15 protein-coding genes and 1 tRNA gene are annotated in these 13,517 nt (G+C 50.0%); 10 read left to right on the top strand and 6 right to left on the bottom strand.

Annotated elements, in window-relative coordinates; translation table 11 throughout:
* Positions 1-2 precede the first annotated feature (2 nt).
* Genes ACXJJW_RS00285 through ACXJJW_RS00295 form a run of 3 tightly spaced genes read right to left on the bottom strand, consistent with a single transcriptional unit; the run spans position 3 to position 2,475 of the window.
* Positions 3-350 carry a dihydroneopterin aldolase family protein gene (locus ACXJJW_RS00285; protein WP_456473720.1) on the bottom strand — a complete coding sequence of 116 codons (348 nt, stop codon included), beginning with the start codon at positions 348-350 and terminating at the stop codon, positions 3-5.
* Between the two features lie 8 nt (positions 351-358).
* Positions 359-1,291, bottom strand: coding sequence for a hypothetical protein (locus ACXJJW_RS00290; RefSeq protein WP_456473721.1), 933 nt, complete (start codon positions 1,289-1,291; stop codon positions 359-361).
* Between the two features lie 5 nt (positions 1,292-1,296).
* Positions 1,297-2,475 (bottom strand): DUF515 domain-containing protein, encoded by a 1,179-nt coding sequence (locus tag ACXJJW_RS00295; RefSeq protein ID WP_456473722.1) that lies wholly within the window; start codon positions 2,473-2,475, stop codon positions 1,297-1,299.
* Between the two features lie 272 nt (positions 2,476-2,747).
* On the opposite strand from ACXJJW_RS00295, the gene eif1A reads away from it, so the two are divergent.
* Genes eif1A through ACXJJW_RS00315 form a run of 4 tightly spaced genes read left to right on the top strand, consistent with a single transcriptional unit; the run spans position 2,748 to position 5,224 of the window.
* Positions 2,748-3,038, top strand: coding sequence for a translation initiation factor eIF-1A (gene eif1A / locus ACXJJW_RS00300; RefSeq protein ID WP_456473733.1), 291 nt, complete (start codon positions 2,748-2,750; stop codon positions 3,036-3,038).
* 6 nt (positions 3,039-3,044) lie between these two features.
* A complete protein-coding gene (locus ACXJJW_RS00305) occupies positions 3,045-3,839 on the top strand; it encodes a serine protein kinase RIO (protein WP_456473723.1) in 795 nt (264 codons plus the stop codon).
* Positions 3,814-4,380, top strand: a complete 567-nt coding sequence (locus tag ACXJJW_RS00310) for a KH domain-containing protein (RefSeq protein ID WP_456473724.1) — start codon at positions 3,814-3,816, stop codon at positions 4,378-4,380. Before ACXJJW_RS00305 ends, ACXJJW_RS00310 begins: the two co-directional genes overlap by 26 nt.
* Entirely contained in the window at positions 4,361-5,224 is an 864-nt protein-coding gene (locus tag ACXJJW_RS00315; protein ID WP_456473725.1) for an SPL family radical SAM protein, read from the top strand. The genes ACXJJW_RS00310 and ACXJJW_RS00315 overlap by 20 nt, the downstream gene beginning before the upstream one ends.
* Here the strand turns inward: ACXJJW_RS00315 and ACXJJW_RS00320 are convergent.
* Both ACXJJW_RS00320 and ACXJJW_RS00325 read right to left on the bottom strand, forming a co-directional pair.
* Positions 5,205-5,699, bottom strand: coding sequence for a COG2426 family protein (locus tag ACXJJW_RS00320; protein WP_456473726.1), 495 nt, complete (start codon positions 5,697-5,699; stop codon positions 5,205-5,207). The genes ACXJJW_RS00315 and ACXJJW_RS00320 overlap by 20 nt on opposite strands.
* A gap of 118 nt (positions 5,700-5,817) precedes the next feature.
* Entirely contained in the window at positions 5,818-6,630 is an 813-nt protein-coding gene (locus ACXJJW_RS00325) for an acylphosphatase (protein ID WP_456473727.1), read from the bottom strand.
* 276 nt (positions 6,631-6,906) lie between these two features.
* Between ACXJJW_RS00325 and ACXJJW_RS00330 the strand changes: the two genes are divergently transcribed.
* From ACXJJW_RS00330 to ACXJJW_RS00345, 4 genes are all read left to right on the top strand, one after another.
* Entirely contained in the window at positions 6,907-8,373 is a 1,467-nt protein-coding gene (locus ACXJJW_RS00330) for an S-layer protein (protein ID WP_456473728.1), read from the top strand.
* Positions 8,374-8,589: 216 nt separating this feature from the next.
* Complete coding sequence (locus ACXJJW_RS00335; RefSeq protein ID WP_456473729.1) at positions 8,590-10,134, top strand: hypothetical protein; 1,545 nt, start codon at positions 8,590-8,592, stop codon at positions 10,132-10,134.
* Positions 10,135-10,234: 100 nt separating this feature from the next.
* Positions 10,235-10,456: an AbrB/MazE/SpoVT family DNA-binding domain-containing protein gene (locus tag ACXJJW_RS00340; protein WP_456473730.1), complete on the top strand. Its 222-nt coding sequence runs from the start codon at positions 10,235-10,237 to the stop codon at positions 10,454-10,456.
* 5 nt (positions 10,457-10,461) lie between these two features.
* Positions 10,462-10,839, top strand: coding sequence for a type II toxin-antitoxin system VapC family toxin (locus ACXJJW_RS00345; protein WP_456473734.1), 378 nt, complete (start codon positions 10,462-10,464; stop codon positions 10,837-10,839).
* 144 nt (positions 10,840-10,983) lie between these two features.
* Here the strand turns inward: ACXJJW_RS00345 and ACXJJW_RS00350 are convergent.
* Positions 10,984-11,058 (bottom strand) — tRNA-Lys (locus tag ACXJJW_RS00350).
* 83 nt (positions 11,059-11,141) lie between these two features.
* Here ACXJJW_RS00350 and tfrA point away from each other — a divergent pair.
* Together tfrA and ACXJJW_RS00360 are read left to right on the top strand one after the other, a co-directional pair.
* Complete coding sequence (tfrA, locus tag ACXJJW_RS00355; protein ID WP_456473731.1) at positions 11,142-12,833, top strand: fumarate reductase (CoM/CoB) subunit TfrA; 1,692 nt, start codon at positions 11,142-11,144, stop codon at positions 12,831-12,833.
* A gap of 9 nt (positions 12,834-12,842) precedes the next feature.
* A complete protein-coding gene (locus ACXJJW_RS00360; RefSeq protein WP_456473732.1) occupies positions 12,843-13,517 on the top strand; it encodes a 2Fe-2S iron-sulfur cluster-binding protein in 675 nt (224 codons plus the stop codon).

Genomic DNA, 13,517 nt, shown 5'->3' on the forward strand with positions numbered 1-13,517 from the left:
TGCTACTCAAATTCGAGCGTCATGAGTGGGTACTTCTTCTCCTCAATGTAACCCAGCTTTCCCCGGCAGGTTACCCCTTCGTATTCTATCCACACACTTGCCTCAAGCATCTCGGGCGAAAGAGAGGCGTATCCAAAGGCATTCTCTGAGGCGCGCTCCAGAACCTCTGGCTTTATCCTCACCTCCACCCTCTTTACATGGGGCTGGTTCATCACTGCCCTGCGAATCGCCTCCTCAAGGCTCGTCCTGGAATCCATGCTCACAGGTGTGCCTATAAACTGGTGGAAGAGTGCACCGAGCTTGATTCCCGCCTCAAAGGCGCAGACCTCACGATGGCTGAGTTCTGGCATAAACCCACCTAGAACAGCTCCATCCAGGATGGCACAACCTTCACGTCATCCCTGAAGAATGTGATGCCGCTTATCTCCTCCCCCCGCTTCCACTCGTAGGCATAGTATATTACGCTGGTTCTGTGCTTCTCTGTGTCCCAGACAGGGCGGGTATAATCCAGAGGTTCAATCTCCACAAACTCCAGGTTTGTCTTTGCCAGAGGCTTTGAAATCAAAGCATAGGCCAGGGAATTCTTCAGGGGGAGCCACTCATTCCATGCAGGCACGTCAACGCTTACCTCGAGATACTCGCCTTCTGGCCCTTCAACACCGGCGAAGCTCTTATCCTTTGTTATTGTTCTTGATGCCTCACCATAGGGTGCTGGTGATGCTTCAGTCAGGGTGGCGCCCCTCACCACCCAAGGCGCGCGAACCCAGCCGAAGGTACCCGAAGGGAGTTTCAATTCAAACGTCTCATACCACTTCAGCACCTTTATACCGGGATACAGCTTTTCAATTTTCATGGGGTCAACAGTACCCTCACCGGAGATTGCCTTTGTTTTTATCTTAATCTTGAGACCCTCATTCGGCTTCAGATACCAGCCGGTATAGGTGCCTGTACTGGTTTTAATTGTGACTGCACTCTTGGGCACCAGTCCCTTGACGGTATACACCTTACCCTGGGAGAGCATTGAATCCTCGTCCTCTCCGTAGATTCTCCACAGCCCGTACTCTCTGATTGCATAGGAGCGGACACTGTACTCGCTCATGTCCAGCTCCCACCCCTTAGGCAGGGCAACGAAGACACGGTAGAATCCGCGATTTTCCACTGTCGCCTCTATGGAGGTGGTTATCTCTGAGGGTGTGATATATCCGTACTCTGCCAGACCTAAGCCCACATCTTTGGCATGCACCAGCGAGAGGCTGAGAAAGAGAGCAATTAGGAGAGCGACTGTGCGCATCGCCATCACCTCTCCTGTTCCATCCAGGACGAAGGTTTGGAGAGTACCATCTGGAGGTTTGCCTTCTCTTTGCTTGAGAGGTACTTGGAAATCAGGCTCTTTGCTTCCTCTTCCCTCATTTCCAGAAGAATCAGATATTCCTCATCGAAATTGCCCACCTGACTCTCTATCTCAAGCTGGCTGAGCTTTATCCCATAGTTGCTGAGAACATCCTCGATATAGCCCGGGTCTATCTTGTTTGCAGCCGCGGCTTTCTGCACCTCTTCCAGGTTCACCACGTAGGTTGTGGAGGACCTGCTCTGCCTAACCCCTATACTTATGGGCCCGGTGAGCGAGCTAACACCACCTGTGGAGATTGAGCCTTCACCCTTTGCCTCACCCCCCTGTCCTGAGATTATCCTGTTTTCACTCTCGCTCAGGCTTATGGAGGCGGCGGCTCTGAGTATTGCAACCACCCGGGCGTCGGTAACAATCCCCACGGCTTCTGTATTGTTTTTGTAGTAGATATTCACAAAGTCATCCGGCATGATAAAACCGCCTGCGGCCTGGGCTCTGGGCAGCCTCACCGGTACGAACACTGTGCGTATCTGCTCAATAACTGTGCTTCTGAGGATGGTGAAGTCCAGGCGCGAGATGGCAGAGGTTATCTTGCTGTAGCCCTTGTATGTCTGATTGCCAGCGAGCATCAGCATCCTGTCCTCGCCGAAAACCTCCTTCTTTGCCGCCGCCTCGTCGCTGAGATATGCGCGCCAGGCACGGTTGGCGGCTCCCCTTATGTCGATGCTCCTAACCTCAGTTATGCTGTTTGCAGCCTTTATCCTAGTAATGAGTTCGTCCTTTTCAGCTGCATACTTTGACGGGAGCCCTGAAAAGGCCTGTTCAACTGCGGCTGTCTTTTGGTTCTTGGCCTGTTCCAGGGCCTGTTTTGCCTTTATCACCTCTTCCTCTGCCACTTTTGCTTTCTCTTCCATGGGTTTTATCAAAAGCTTGTAGCCTGTGAAAAAGAGGCCAAAAATTATGATTATTATAACCGCAATCCCCACAATCCTGTAGAGTCTCTTCCTCCTGTCGTCAGAGGGCGGTGAAGGTGGAGGTGCGGCCTCTGCCTTTTGAGGGGCACGTTTACGCAGTGCCTCAAGACGGCTTACAATATCCTCTGCTCCGCTTTCAGCTTTCTCTGCCATACCTCGCTCTCCAGGATAGTAATAACTCCTTTAAAAATTCTGCATATATATAGTTTATCGCCCTCTTAGTAATTCTGTATGAGGCATTGGCATTGATATGCATCAAATTTGGCAGTTAAAGCCCCCTCCACACTTATTTGTGTGCGGAGTTACACCTCTGAATAAGCAACGGTTCTCATGTTAGAGATAACATTTATCCTGTGCTAATGTATTTCACGGAACTTTTATAAAGCAATTGGAGAGATAATTACAGAGGTGATTTATTGGCAGTAGTGAAAGAGGACGAAGAGGCTGCTTTGCGGAGAATTCGTTTACCTAAAGATGATGAGGTTCTTGGGATAGTGGAACAGATGTCCGGTGGCTCACGCATGCTGGTGCGCTGCAAGGATAATAAACTTCGCATGGTGCGCATCCCTGGTAAATTAAAGCGCAGGATATGGATTAAGGTTGGTGATGTGGTTATAGTAAGGCCCTGGAAGGTGCAGGGGGATAAGAAGGGCGACGTTGTCTGGCGCTACACCAGGCCTCAGGTTGACCGCCTTATCAATATGGGGCTTATTTAAGAAGTTATGAACCTTGATAAGAAGCTTTCGAGGCTGGAGCGCGAGCTTGACGCACTGCGTAAGAAGGTTAAGGGTCTGGAGGACCTGAAGGTAGCGAGCGAGGTTTTTGATAAAGCCACGCTTCTAACCCTGTACACGCTTGCCAATAAGGGATACATTGACCTGCTCTACGGGGTGATTAAAACAGGTAAGGAGTCCAACGTATTTCTGGGCAAGGATAGCACGGGTAAGCCGCTTGCTGTCAAAATCCACCGCGTTACTGCGAGCGACTTCAGGGCTATGAGGAGGTATATAGAGGGGGACCCGCGCTTTACAGGATTCAAGAAAAACCGGCGGGGTATAGTGTACACCTGGGTGAGGAAGGAGTTTAAAAACCTGGAGCGGGCTTACCTCGCCGGCGTGCGCGTGCCAAAGCCCATAGCTTTTAAGAATAATGTAATTATAATGGAGTTCATCGGAAGCGATGCGACGCCTTCGCCGATGCTCAAGGAGGAGAGGCTCCCTCGACCAGAGGAGTTTTTCAGAGAACTCCTTGCCAATGTTAAAAAGCTGTACTGCCTCGCAAACATTGTGCACGCAGACCTGAGCGAGTACAATGTTCTGGTTAAAGAGGGCATGCCGGTGATAATAGACCTGTCTTCCGGCGTTGTTAGGGACCATCCCCTCGCTTCAGAGTTTCTTCGCAGAGATATTGAAAACCTGACGAGATATTTCAGAAGGTATTTTTCTGTGGATTATGATGAAGTTTATAATTATATAACCTCCTGTGGTGATAATGGTGGAGTATCTGAAGATTCCTAAGGAAAGGATAGGCGTGCTCATCGGCAGAAAAGGTGAGGTGAAGCGCAGGATTGAATCCAAGCTCAAGGTTAAGATTAGCGTGGATAAGGAGGGAGCGGTTACCATAGAGAATGCCGGGGGCGAGCCTCTGGCTGCATGGGTTGCTCGGGATATTGTACGGGCGATAGGGAGGGGGATGAACCCGGAGAAGGCGATGAAACTCACCCGGGATGATTATATTCTGGAGTTCATCGACCTGAACGACTACCTGCGCACCCCCAAGGCGCTCATACGCCAGAAAGCGAGAATAATAGGCACCAAGGGCAAAACGCGGCGCTACATAGAGGAAACCACGGGTGTGGACATGAGCGTCTACGGCAAGAGTGTTGTAATTCTTGGCCATATTGATGAGGTACAGGTTGCCCGCGAGGCTGTACTCATGCTGGTGCAGGGCAAGCCGCACAGCGCTGTGTACCGCTTCCTGGACCGCAAGGCAAGGGAGCTAAAGGAGAAGAGGTTAACCTCGCTCTGGAAGAAGCCGCATGACAATCTCATTGTTTGACCCCTGGGGTTCAAAGCTATGCACCTGCCCGCGAAAGTACTCCCTGAACCCCTATACGGGCTGCTCCCACGGTTGCGTTTACTGCTACATCACCAGCTATATCCCCCGGGGCTTTGAGGCCAGGCTGAAGAGGGACCTGCTGAGGCAGGTTAAGCGCAGCATACCAAAGCTCGACCCGCGCATTCCTGTAACCATCTCCAACAGCTCAGACCCTTACCAGTCCCTGGAGAAGGATTACAGGCAGACGCGCGCTTGTCTGAAGCTTTTGAGGGATTTCAGGGTGGAGATTGTTACCAAGGGCGACCTCGTGGTGAGGGATGCTGACCTTCTCGCGGGGATGCGGGCGGTGGTTGCCATGACGATAACCACCCTCGATGAGGGTATAGCGGCAAAGCTTGAGCCCTTCGCGCCCTCGCCGGAGCGCAGGCTGCGCGCTTTGCAGAGCCTGACGGAGCGCGGCATTCCCACTGTTTGCAGAATCGACCCGATTATCCCTGGGATAAACGAGGATGCAACGGCTCTGGTTAAAGAGCTTTCTGCGATAGGCGTGGCCCATGTAACCTCCTCGACTTTCAAACCCCGTCCCGATTCCTGGCGCCGCTTTAGCAAAGCTTTCCCAGAAACTGCCGCGAAGCTGAAAGCACTTTACTTTGAGAGGGGTACAAGGGTGCAGAACTCATACTACCTGCCCGGAGAGCTGCGTCAGAAGCTTATGCAACGCATACCCGAGGCCTGTGATAGACATGGGATAACCTTTGCCACCTGCAGGGAGGGGTTCAACCTCAATACCGCAAAGAGCTGCGATGGCACGCACCTGCTCGAGCTTACACACTCAGAAACTTAACCACCCCCAGGGATGCGAGGGTGACAACTACACCGGCTATTAACACGCCCAGTACTATTGCAGGAAAGGCATAGCGAAACTTTATTCCAAGCACATAGGCCGCGGCAACGCCGGTCCAGGCTCCGGTGATAGGCAGAGGTAGAGCCACAAAGGGTACCAGACCGAGAGCGCCGTATTTCGCTACCTTTTCACTGGTTCTCCTTCTTGTTCGCGAGAATAGCCAGGAAAAGAAGGTTTCAAAAATTGAGAACCTGCGCCTGAGGTAGCTTTCAACCCTGCCTAGGAAGAGGAGCAGCACCGGCACGGGCATGAGGTTTCCGAGCACCGCCAGGAAATAGCTTTTCCAGGGGTCCATGCCGTATATCTTCAGGGCCATGGGGATTGCCCCGCGAAGCTCTGACACCGGCAGGGCTGCGACTGCTACCACAATCATCTCGGGTGGTGCACCGGCGAGGAACTGGGTGATGCTTTCCATCTGCTACCTCCTAGGCTATTTATTACAAACATTAACGGGCGTATCGATTGAAGAAAACTGAGAGAAATCGAATTTATATTTTTATTATATGCTCCGCCAGGGGTAGCTGATTTTTAATCTAAATTTCAATCCCGGCTTTGATGAGAGCCTTCTTTATTCTGTCGAGCTCGTCGAATATTTTTGGAAGCATGTCTGGCATGTTTTTTGTGTTGTTATTTATTGCAGACGTGTCTTTCTTCACATCCTTCAGAATCTCTATTGTTTTATCCTGTTTTTCGATCATTGTGGACGTGTCCTTCTTCACGTCCTTCAGAATCTCTATTGTTTTATCCTGTTTTTCGATCATTGCGGACGTGTCCTTCTTCACGTCCTTCAGAATCTCTATTGTTTTATCCTGTTTTTCAATCATTGCGGACGTGTCTTTCTTCACATCCTTCAGAATCTCTATTGTTTTATCCTGTTTTTCGATCATTGCGGACGTGTCTTTCTTCACATCCTTCAGAATCTCTATTGTTTTATCCTGTTTGCTGCTTATCTCTCCAAGCCTTTCCACACCAACTTCAAACTTGTCGTCAAGGGATATAAGGGTTGAAGCCATAGAATTGAGAATCTCTCTCGTGGAGCCTTCAGCGAGCTCGGGAAGAACGTCCATGCCCTTCCTTTCGAAGTCTGTGAAAGAACCAGTGTATTTTTCCTTTCTTTTGGTTATTCTCCCAACTCTAATGTATGCAGGGGCTTCCTCTTCTATAATCCTTAGCAACTCCTCCAGGTCTCTGCTTTCTCCCTCCAGCACGGCAAGCATCTCCCCGCTTGAGAGGTTCTCAGCATAGCCGGTAATTCCACGCATCAATGCTTGCTTTTTGATGAAACTTCTGAAACCTCCTTTCTGTACCTCCCCTTCAAGCAAAACCACATATCTGACCTTCCCCATATGCCTGCACCGCTCCATGAAATACAATCACATTAATTTTTTATTGTTAGGTTCCTTATAGTAAGCGATATATATGCTTTTCTGGCAGGTATTGTTTTCCTGTCTTTCGAAAGGTTTATATACCGCCTTCTTATGAAGTCAACCCGTGAAGACTATTTCGTCACCCTATCGCCCGGTGGCGAAACGGGTAACCCCGGGAAATATCGAAAGGTATAAATACCGGGGTTCCGGTTAGTATAGGAAGAGGAGGTACCCTGAAAAGGAGGTTGGATAAATATGGTAAGTTTGAAGAAAATAGGAGCGATTGCAACGGGTGCTCTATTTATTGGAGCAACTGTGGGCATGGCAGCAGCTGTTACTGTGCCCAGTGATTTCAAGGCCTCAATGCTCGCCGACAACGGCGTGGCAAAGGCGCAGCTTGTTGTGGGTAAAGACGCCCCCGGTAAGGCCGCTGATACCGCGAGTGCTGAGATAATTGCAGAGGCTGCGAAGACCAAGCTGGCGGTTACCGGTGTGGGTGGTGAGATAAATATAAACTGGCTGTCGAAGAATCTTGACAGTGATATAGATACCACAGACACCACAGATTTTGATGTTAGTGGTGATGGCAAGAATGATACCATTCGTCTGTACTTTGACTCCGATGGTGATGGCAAGCCTGAGAAGAAGGATGACTATCTGCTGTACAATGCCATAAGGTGGGACAGAGAGGGCAAAATGATTGACGTTACGCCGTACCTCAAAGCTATCATACCAAAGAAGTGGCGATACGTTGATGATGATGCGGGGAAAGAGCTAAAGATCAGGGATCAGAAGTTCTTTGTCACCAAGGTGGATGCCGACAATGACATTATAAAGATAGGTATTCCAAAGACTACCACACTTCCTGCGGACACTAAACTTGACAAGACTTGGGAAGTAGAGGGCAAGAAGGTTGCGGTGTACAATGTAAGCAGTGGTGGCATGGTTCAGCTGTGGATAGAGGGTCCGGGTATTCAGCCCTGGATAAATGCTACCAACTGGAATCAGACTTCCTGGATGGGCGATAACCTTGATGGTACACTGGTGGTTAAGGCAGCCACGGGTAGTGCAGCGACGCTTCTGTACGTTTCACCTGACAGCATAGTAACTCTGGAGCATGACAAGGAAGACATGCTTGGCTACAATAAGGTAGTTTTCCCAGATCAGGCGGGCAAGGTATCTGATGGTGACTTGAATGAGTCGGCGACCCTTACCAACATTGAGGTTCAGTTCCGTGGTCCTACACTGACTCTTGAGAAGGACGAGATCCAGACGCTAGATGACACTCTTTATACCATAGAGTTCGACTATGGTACGCCGCCATATCTCAGGGTAAGAGCATCTGCGGAGACCACAGTTTCCAGCGGTACCAAGATTAAGGCCAAGAAGGAGCCTGGCAAGAATTTCCTAGACAAAGATAAGAGTTCCTTTATAGTCCTTACCGTTACAGAGGGCGAGGAGAAGGTGCCAGAGCTTGAGATAGTCGACGAGGATACCGCCAGCAAGAACATGAACCTTGTGCTCATCGGCGGTCCAGTCGCGAACAGTCTCGTGGCGGATCTCGTAACTGCGGGTAAGAGCAAGGTTGACTGGTACACCAGCGATGGCGACATAGAGGTCATAGGAGACTACCCATCAACCGGCTTCTCCGGTATAATTGTAGCCGGTAAGAACAGAGAAGCAACAAAGGCGGCTGCGGATGCTCTGGCAGCAGCACTGTAGAGAGGCTCTCGCCTCTTTACCTTTTCTTCTTTTTGTTTTTTGATTTAGATATTCTTGGCTTTCCTCTCCTTTGACAGCGACTTCGACAAGGTCAAAAGCATCACACGAATCCAGTTTTTGGTTGACGTCTCTTTTTGTGATAGTAAAGGAGCTATAGGCATCCTAGGTGGGCTAGGGCGATAGTATTATATATCCCCCGATTATCAATATGTAATCATGAGATGGGGTGGCTTGTTTGCACTTGTGATGTTTGCTGCTATTCTTCCTACGGTATATGCTGAAAATCTCACCGAAGAGTTCGCTAAAGATTACATTCCGGTTTCCTATGCAACTGTATCGGGCGATGCCTACTTTTCTTATATTGATGCTGATGCCGATGGAGGCTACGATGCCATCGTTGTATTCGACTCGGCAACCGGAAAAGTGAGGATAATAAACTTTGGAACATCAGAAATTTATAAAAGCTTTGAAGTGCCCATAAGCAGTTCTTTTGCGCTAGCCTCAATGACAACCCCGGGGGACACCTCCAGGATAGTTGTGGGAAGCAAGTATCTTGGAGTTTACAATAATAAAGGTGAGCTTATTTGGGAAAATAAAACACTTCCAAGCAGTGTATCCTCAATTGCCATCGCTGATTTAAATGGTGATGGCAATGAGGACGAAATTGTGGTTGGGCTGGTGAATAAAATAGTAACCTTTAATAAAAATGGAGCAGAGCTCTGGGAGAGGGAAATATCAGGACGGGGAGATAATATTGTGGCGATGGATATAGACCAAGACGGCGTTAAAGAAGGGGTGGCTGTTTCGGAGGGATATGCTCTATCTATAATCTCTTCGGGAGGCAATTTGATAAAAAAGTTTGGGAAGGAATACTTCGAATATAGAATCATGAAGATTGAGGCAGTGGATTTAGATTCAGATGGATATTCATCCGAGATAATTGCAGTTGATTTTAGAGGGAATGTTTTATCCTTTAATAGAAGTAGCAAAATATGGGAAAGCGAGATTGATTATGAAAGTGGTACGAATTTGAAGATTCTTCAGCTTGATGTGGATGACGGTGTATTTGTCCTTTCCTCTTCTCTCTACAAAATCACATCTCTCGGTGAGAAGCAGTTCTATTATATTGGAAAATTTAAAGATGCCGTAGCAATTGATTTCAATGCCGATGGAAGGACAGAGAGCTTTGCTATGGGAAAAAGCAGTGTGGTATATGCAATAAGAGGTGGGAAACAGGTTGGCTACTACCTCGATGGTAATGAGGAGATCTCACCATACAATAAAACAGGTGCTAGGTTTTTGGCTCCTTTTGACTATGATGGCGACGGGTACTTGGACGACCTCATAGCCGTTAACCCAGACAATCAGTTAATCATAATTTCCCATCTCAAATCGAAGGTTAGTGGTAAAATCGTGATACTCGCCAACCTTATAGACTATGCTCTTGCCAGCGACCTCTTCGAATACCTGCGCAACGCGGGCTATGAGGTTGTGCATGTGCTGCCCGAGAACTTCGCCTCCTACAAGTCGGAGAAGAATATAGTTATCCTCGGCGGACATAAAGCTCCAGATGGTGTGGGAGAGGTTGTGGGAAGCTTGCTCGGCAGTGAACAGAAGGCGATGCTCGAAAAGCCGGGTGCGACTGAAAGATTCACCTTTAGTGATATATGGGCACCGGGGCAGCGCATTACAGTGTTCGCTGGCAACACCAGAGAGGAGACAAAGCTTGCTCACAGACAGTACAGAAAGGAGTTGCTGTAGGGCAGGCAGAGGGGATTGTAAATCAAAAGGGGATATTGGCTGTATTTCACAATTAGATATTTTAATGTGAAAATAAAAAACATACAAAGAGGAGATTATCATGAAGACCAAAATTTCAAAGGGATATCAGACTGTTGTGCCCAAGAAAATAAGGGAGAAACTGGGCCTCAAACCAGGGGATAGTCTTGTGTGGGAGGAAAAGGACAATGCCGCATTGGTGAAGCCCAAGAAAAAGAAAACTTTGGAGGATATTACTGGGATAATCTCTGTAGGAGGCGATGCTGTAGTCTCGAAGAAGAAAGCTCAGAGGGGAGAGCTTTGATCTTTGTGGACTCTTCTTATTTCATTGCAATTGCTGATAAGAAGGATCAGTGGCATAAAAGGGCTAAAGAACTATCCAAGAATGTAGATGATGAGCTGGTGGTAACCGATCTGATAATTTCAGAGAGCGTAACGGCAGTAGGAGCCCGGGGAGGTGGTAAGGCTGGGCAGGCTGTATACGAATACATCTCCGACAATTGCGAAGTGACCTTTGTAACTATGGATATGCTGGAAAAAGCAATGGAGATTTTTCTGAAGTACGACGGTACACTCTCAGTTGCAGATGCTGTCTCAGTTTATGTGATGAGTTTCCGGAATATCAAAAGTATCCTCTCCTTTGACAGCGACTTCGACAAGGTCAAAAGCATCACACGACTCGCATAGTCTTATCTCAGAGAAGTAATGTATGCGGGGGAAGGAATTCAGAACAAACTTCAGAAAGTTTGATCAGCAACTGCAGACAGTTGCATCATCATATTGCGGTATTTTCGCTGCGCTCCAATACCGCTATTTTTAAAAGAAATGTAACGGGCCCGACGGGATTTGAACCCGCGACTAACTGGTTAAGAGCCAGCCACTCTAGCCAGACTGAGTTACGGGCCCAGAAGCTGCAAATAGCATAACCTTGAAAAATTTTTTGGAATTTTTCCCTTCGGTAACCTCTTGCTAAGGGACGAGGCATTGCCATGGTGGAGCTGGTTGACGACGTTTATCAATGTGATGTCCTGGTGATAGGTGGCGGCGGCGCCGGGGCAAGGGCTGCGATAGAGGCGAGACGCCATAATGTTGAGGTGCTCCTCGCTGTCAAAGGCTTATTCGGGAGAAGCGGCTGCACTGTTATGGCAGAAGGCGGCTACAACGCAGCCTTTGGCTTTCTAGACCCCGAGGACAATGAGCAGCACCACTTCGAGGACACAGTGGTAGGCGGGCGTTTCCTGAACAACCAGAAGCTGGTTGAGATTCTCGTCAGAGATGCACCCGGGCGCGTTCTCGACCTTGAAGCCTTCGGCGCAGCCTTCGACAGGCTCGAACCCAGGAAGTTTGATCAGCGCTACTTCGGCGGGCAACGCTTTCGCAGAACGGTGCACCGCGGGGACAGGAGCGGGCATGAGATTATGAATGCCCTCAAGGAGGAAGCCTACCGCCTTGGCGTGGAGATTCTGGAGGAGGTTGCAATAACCAGGCTCTTAACCAGCGACGGCATAATTACCGGTGCCACAGGCCTGGATTTGATACACGGGCGCTTCCTTCTCTTCAAGGCAAAGGCTGTTGTTCTCGCCACCGGCGGTGCCGGCAGGCTTTATGCCATAACCACAAACCCCTACCAGAAGACAGGCGATGGGTATGCCCTGGCCTACAATGCGGGTGCAGAGCTCGTGGACATGGAGATGGTGCAGTTCCATCCCACGGGCATGGTATATCCGCCCTCTGCCAGTGGCCTCCTCGTAACAGAGGCGGTGCGTGGAGAAGGAGGCAAGCTGTACAACTCGCTGGGCGAGCGATTCATGGCGAAGTACGACCCTGAGAGGATGGAGCTGTCCACGCGCGATGTTGTCACGCGGGCCATATTCAGAGAGATAACAGAGGGCAGAGGTACTGAGCACAGCGGGGTCTACCTCGACCTTACGCATGTGCCCGATGAGATTATAGCGCAGAAGCTTGGCACAATGCTCAAGCAGTTTCTGGATGTGGGCGTGGACATAAGACGCGAGCCAATGGAGGTGTCGCCGAGTGCCCACCACTTCATGGGAGGTGTGCGTACCCGCGAAGACTGCAGAAGCACGACCATACCCAACCTTTTCGCCTGCGGTGAGGTCAACGGCGGGGTGCACGGAGCCAATCGCCTGGGAGGCAACTCTCTGGCAGAGACGCAGGTTTTCGGAGCTATAGCTGGCGAGAGCGCTGCGAGGGAGGCCAAGAGGCACGGGTATGCAAAGGTTGACTACAGAGCCCTGGAAAAGGAGCACCGGCGGATATTCCGCTTTGAGGCAGGTGAGGGCCTGCTGCCCTATGATATTAAAAGCCAGCTTCAGCGCATAATGTGGGAGAAGGTTGGAATAATGCGCAGCAGGCAGAGCCTGGAAGATGCGCTTCGCGCCATAGCCGAACTACGGGAAAAGCTGGACATGGTCACTGTTGAGAGCGGGCTGAGGTACAATCTCCAGCTGCTCGCTGCAGTTGAACTGGACAACATGCTGCTGGTGGGAGAGATGATAACCCGGAGTGCCCTCCTGCGCACAGAAAGCAGGGGTGCACACTTCCGCATCGACTACCCTGAGGAAGACCTGCACTGGGTTAAGAACATCACTGTGGCAAAGGCTGCGGATGGCATGCTTGTGAAAACCGTCGAGCCTGTAATAACCAAACTGGCACCGTGAGGGTTGGGAATGAAGATTACAGTTTTCCGTTATAACCCGCAGGAAGATGATGAGCCTCGATATGAGAGCTATGAGGTAGAGCACCATCCCCATATGAAGATAATCGACGCCCTGCAGCAGGTAAATGAGCGCTACGGCGCAAACATCGCCTACAGAAGCTCCTGCAGGGCAGGGCAGTGCGGTTCCTGTGCAGTGCTCGCGAACCACAAACCTGTGCTTGCGTGCAGAACCGATGTAGGCGATGCGATGCTCCTGGAGCCTCTGAAAAACTTTCCTGTGATAAAGGACCTGGTGGTTGCTACACAGAAGAGCTACAGGAGGATAGCCTCGCTTCGCCCCTACCTGCACAGGGGCAGAAAGAAGGCTGACGGAATAGAGAGGTTTCTGGCAAAGGACCTCAAGAGGCTGGAGAAGCTAAAGAGCTGCATAGAATGCAGCTCCTGCCTCAGCTCCTGTCCCTCGCATACCCACAGCAAGGAGTTTGCAGGTCCAATGCTCTTCAGGATAATAGCGCGCTTTGTACATGACCCCCGCGATGACCTCAACCGCCTGGCAATAGCTGTGGAGGAGGGACTGTACCTTTGCACCACCTGCGGGACGTGCAGGGAGGTGTGCCCTGAGGAGATACCCACAAACGAGGAGATACAGGAGATGCGCCGCCTGGTGTACGAGGCAGGGGATTAG

The sequence above is a fragment of the Candidatus Pyrohabitans sp. genome (genome assembly GCF_054014795.1).

What these genes read in the sequence shown, in the direction of transcription:
- ACXJJW_RS00360 (WP_456473732.1), top strand. Translation starts at nt 12,843, where the DNA reads ATGAAGATTACAGTTTTCCGTTATAACCCGCAGGAAGATGATGAGCCT.
- ACXJJW_RS00330 (WP_456473728.1), top strand. Translation starts at nt 6,907, where the DNA reads ATGGTAAGTTTGAAGAAAATAGGAGCGATTGCAACGGGTGCTCTATTT.
- ACXJJW_RS00305 (WP_456473723.1), top strand. Translation starts at nt 3,045, where the DNA reads ATGAACCTTGATAAGAAGCTTTCGAGGCTGGAGCGCGAGCTTGACGCA.
- ACXJJW_RS00285 (WP_456473720.1), bottom strand. Translation starts at nt 350, where the DNA reads ATGCCAGAACTCAGCCATCGTGAGGTCTGCGCCTTTGAGGCGGGAATC.
- ACXJJW_RS00310 (WP_456473724.1), top strand. Translation starts at nt 3,814, where the DNA reads ATGGTGGAGTATCTGAAGATTCCTAAGGAAAGGATAGGCGTGCTCATC.
- ACXJJW_RS00295 (WP_456473722.1), bottom strand. Translation starts at nt 2,475, where the DNA reads ATGGCAGAGAAAGCTGAAAGCGGAGCAGAGGATATTGTAAGCCGTCTT.
- ACXJJW_RS00315 (WP_456473725.1), top strand. Translation starts at nt 4,361, where the DNA reads ATGACAATCTCATTGTTTGACCCCTGGGGTTCAAAGCTATGCACCTGC.
- ACXJJW_RS00320 (WP_456473726.1), bottom strand. Translation starts at nt 5,699, where the DNA reads ATGGAAAGCATCACCCAGTTCCTCGCCGGTGCACCACCCGAGATGATT.
- ACXJJW_RS00335 (WP_456473729.1), top strand. Translation starts at nt 8,590, where the DNA reads ATGAGATGGGGTGGCTTGTTTGCACTTGTGATGTTTGCTGCTATTCTT.
- tfrA (WP_456473731.1), top strand. Translation starts at nt 11,142, where the DNA reads ATGGTGGAGCTGGTTGACGACGTTTATCAATGTGATGTCCTGGTGATA.
- ACXJJW_RS00290 (WP_456473721.1), bottom strand. Translation starts at nt 1,291, where the DNA reads ATGCGCACAGTCGCTCTCCTAATTGCTCTCTTTCTCAGCCTCTCGCTG.
- ACXJJW_RS00340 (WP_456473730.1), top strand. Translation starts at nt 10,235, where the DNA reads ATGAAGACCAAAATTTCAAAGGGATATCAGACTGTTGTGCCCAAGAAA.
- ACXJJW_RS00325 (WP_456473727.1), bottom strand. Translation starts at nt 6,630, where the DNA reads ATGGGGAAGGTCAGATATGTGGTTTTGCTTGAAGGGGAGGTACAGAAA.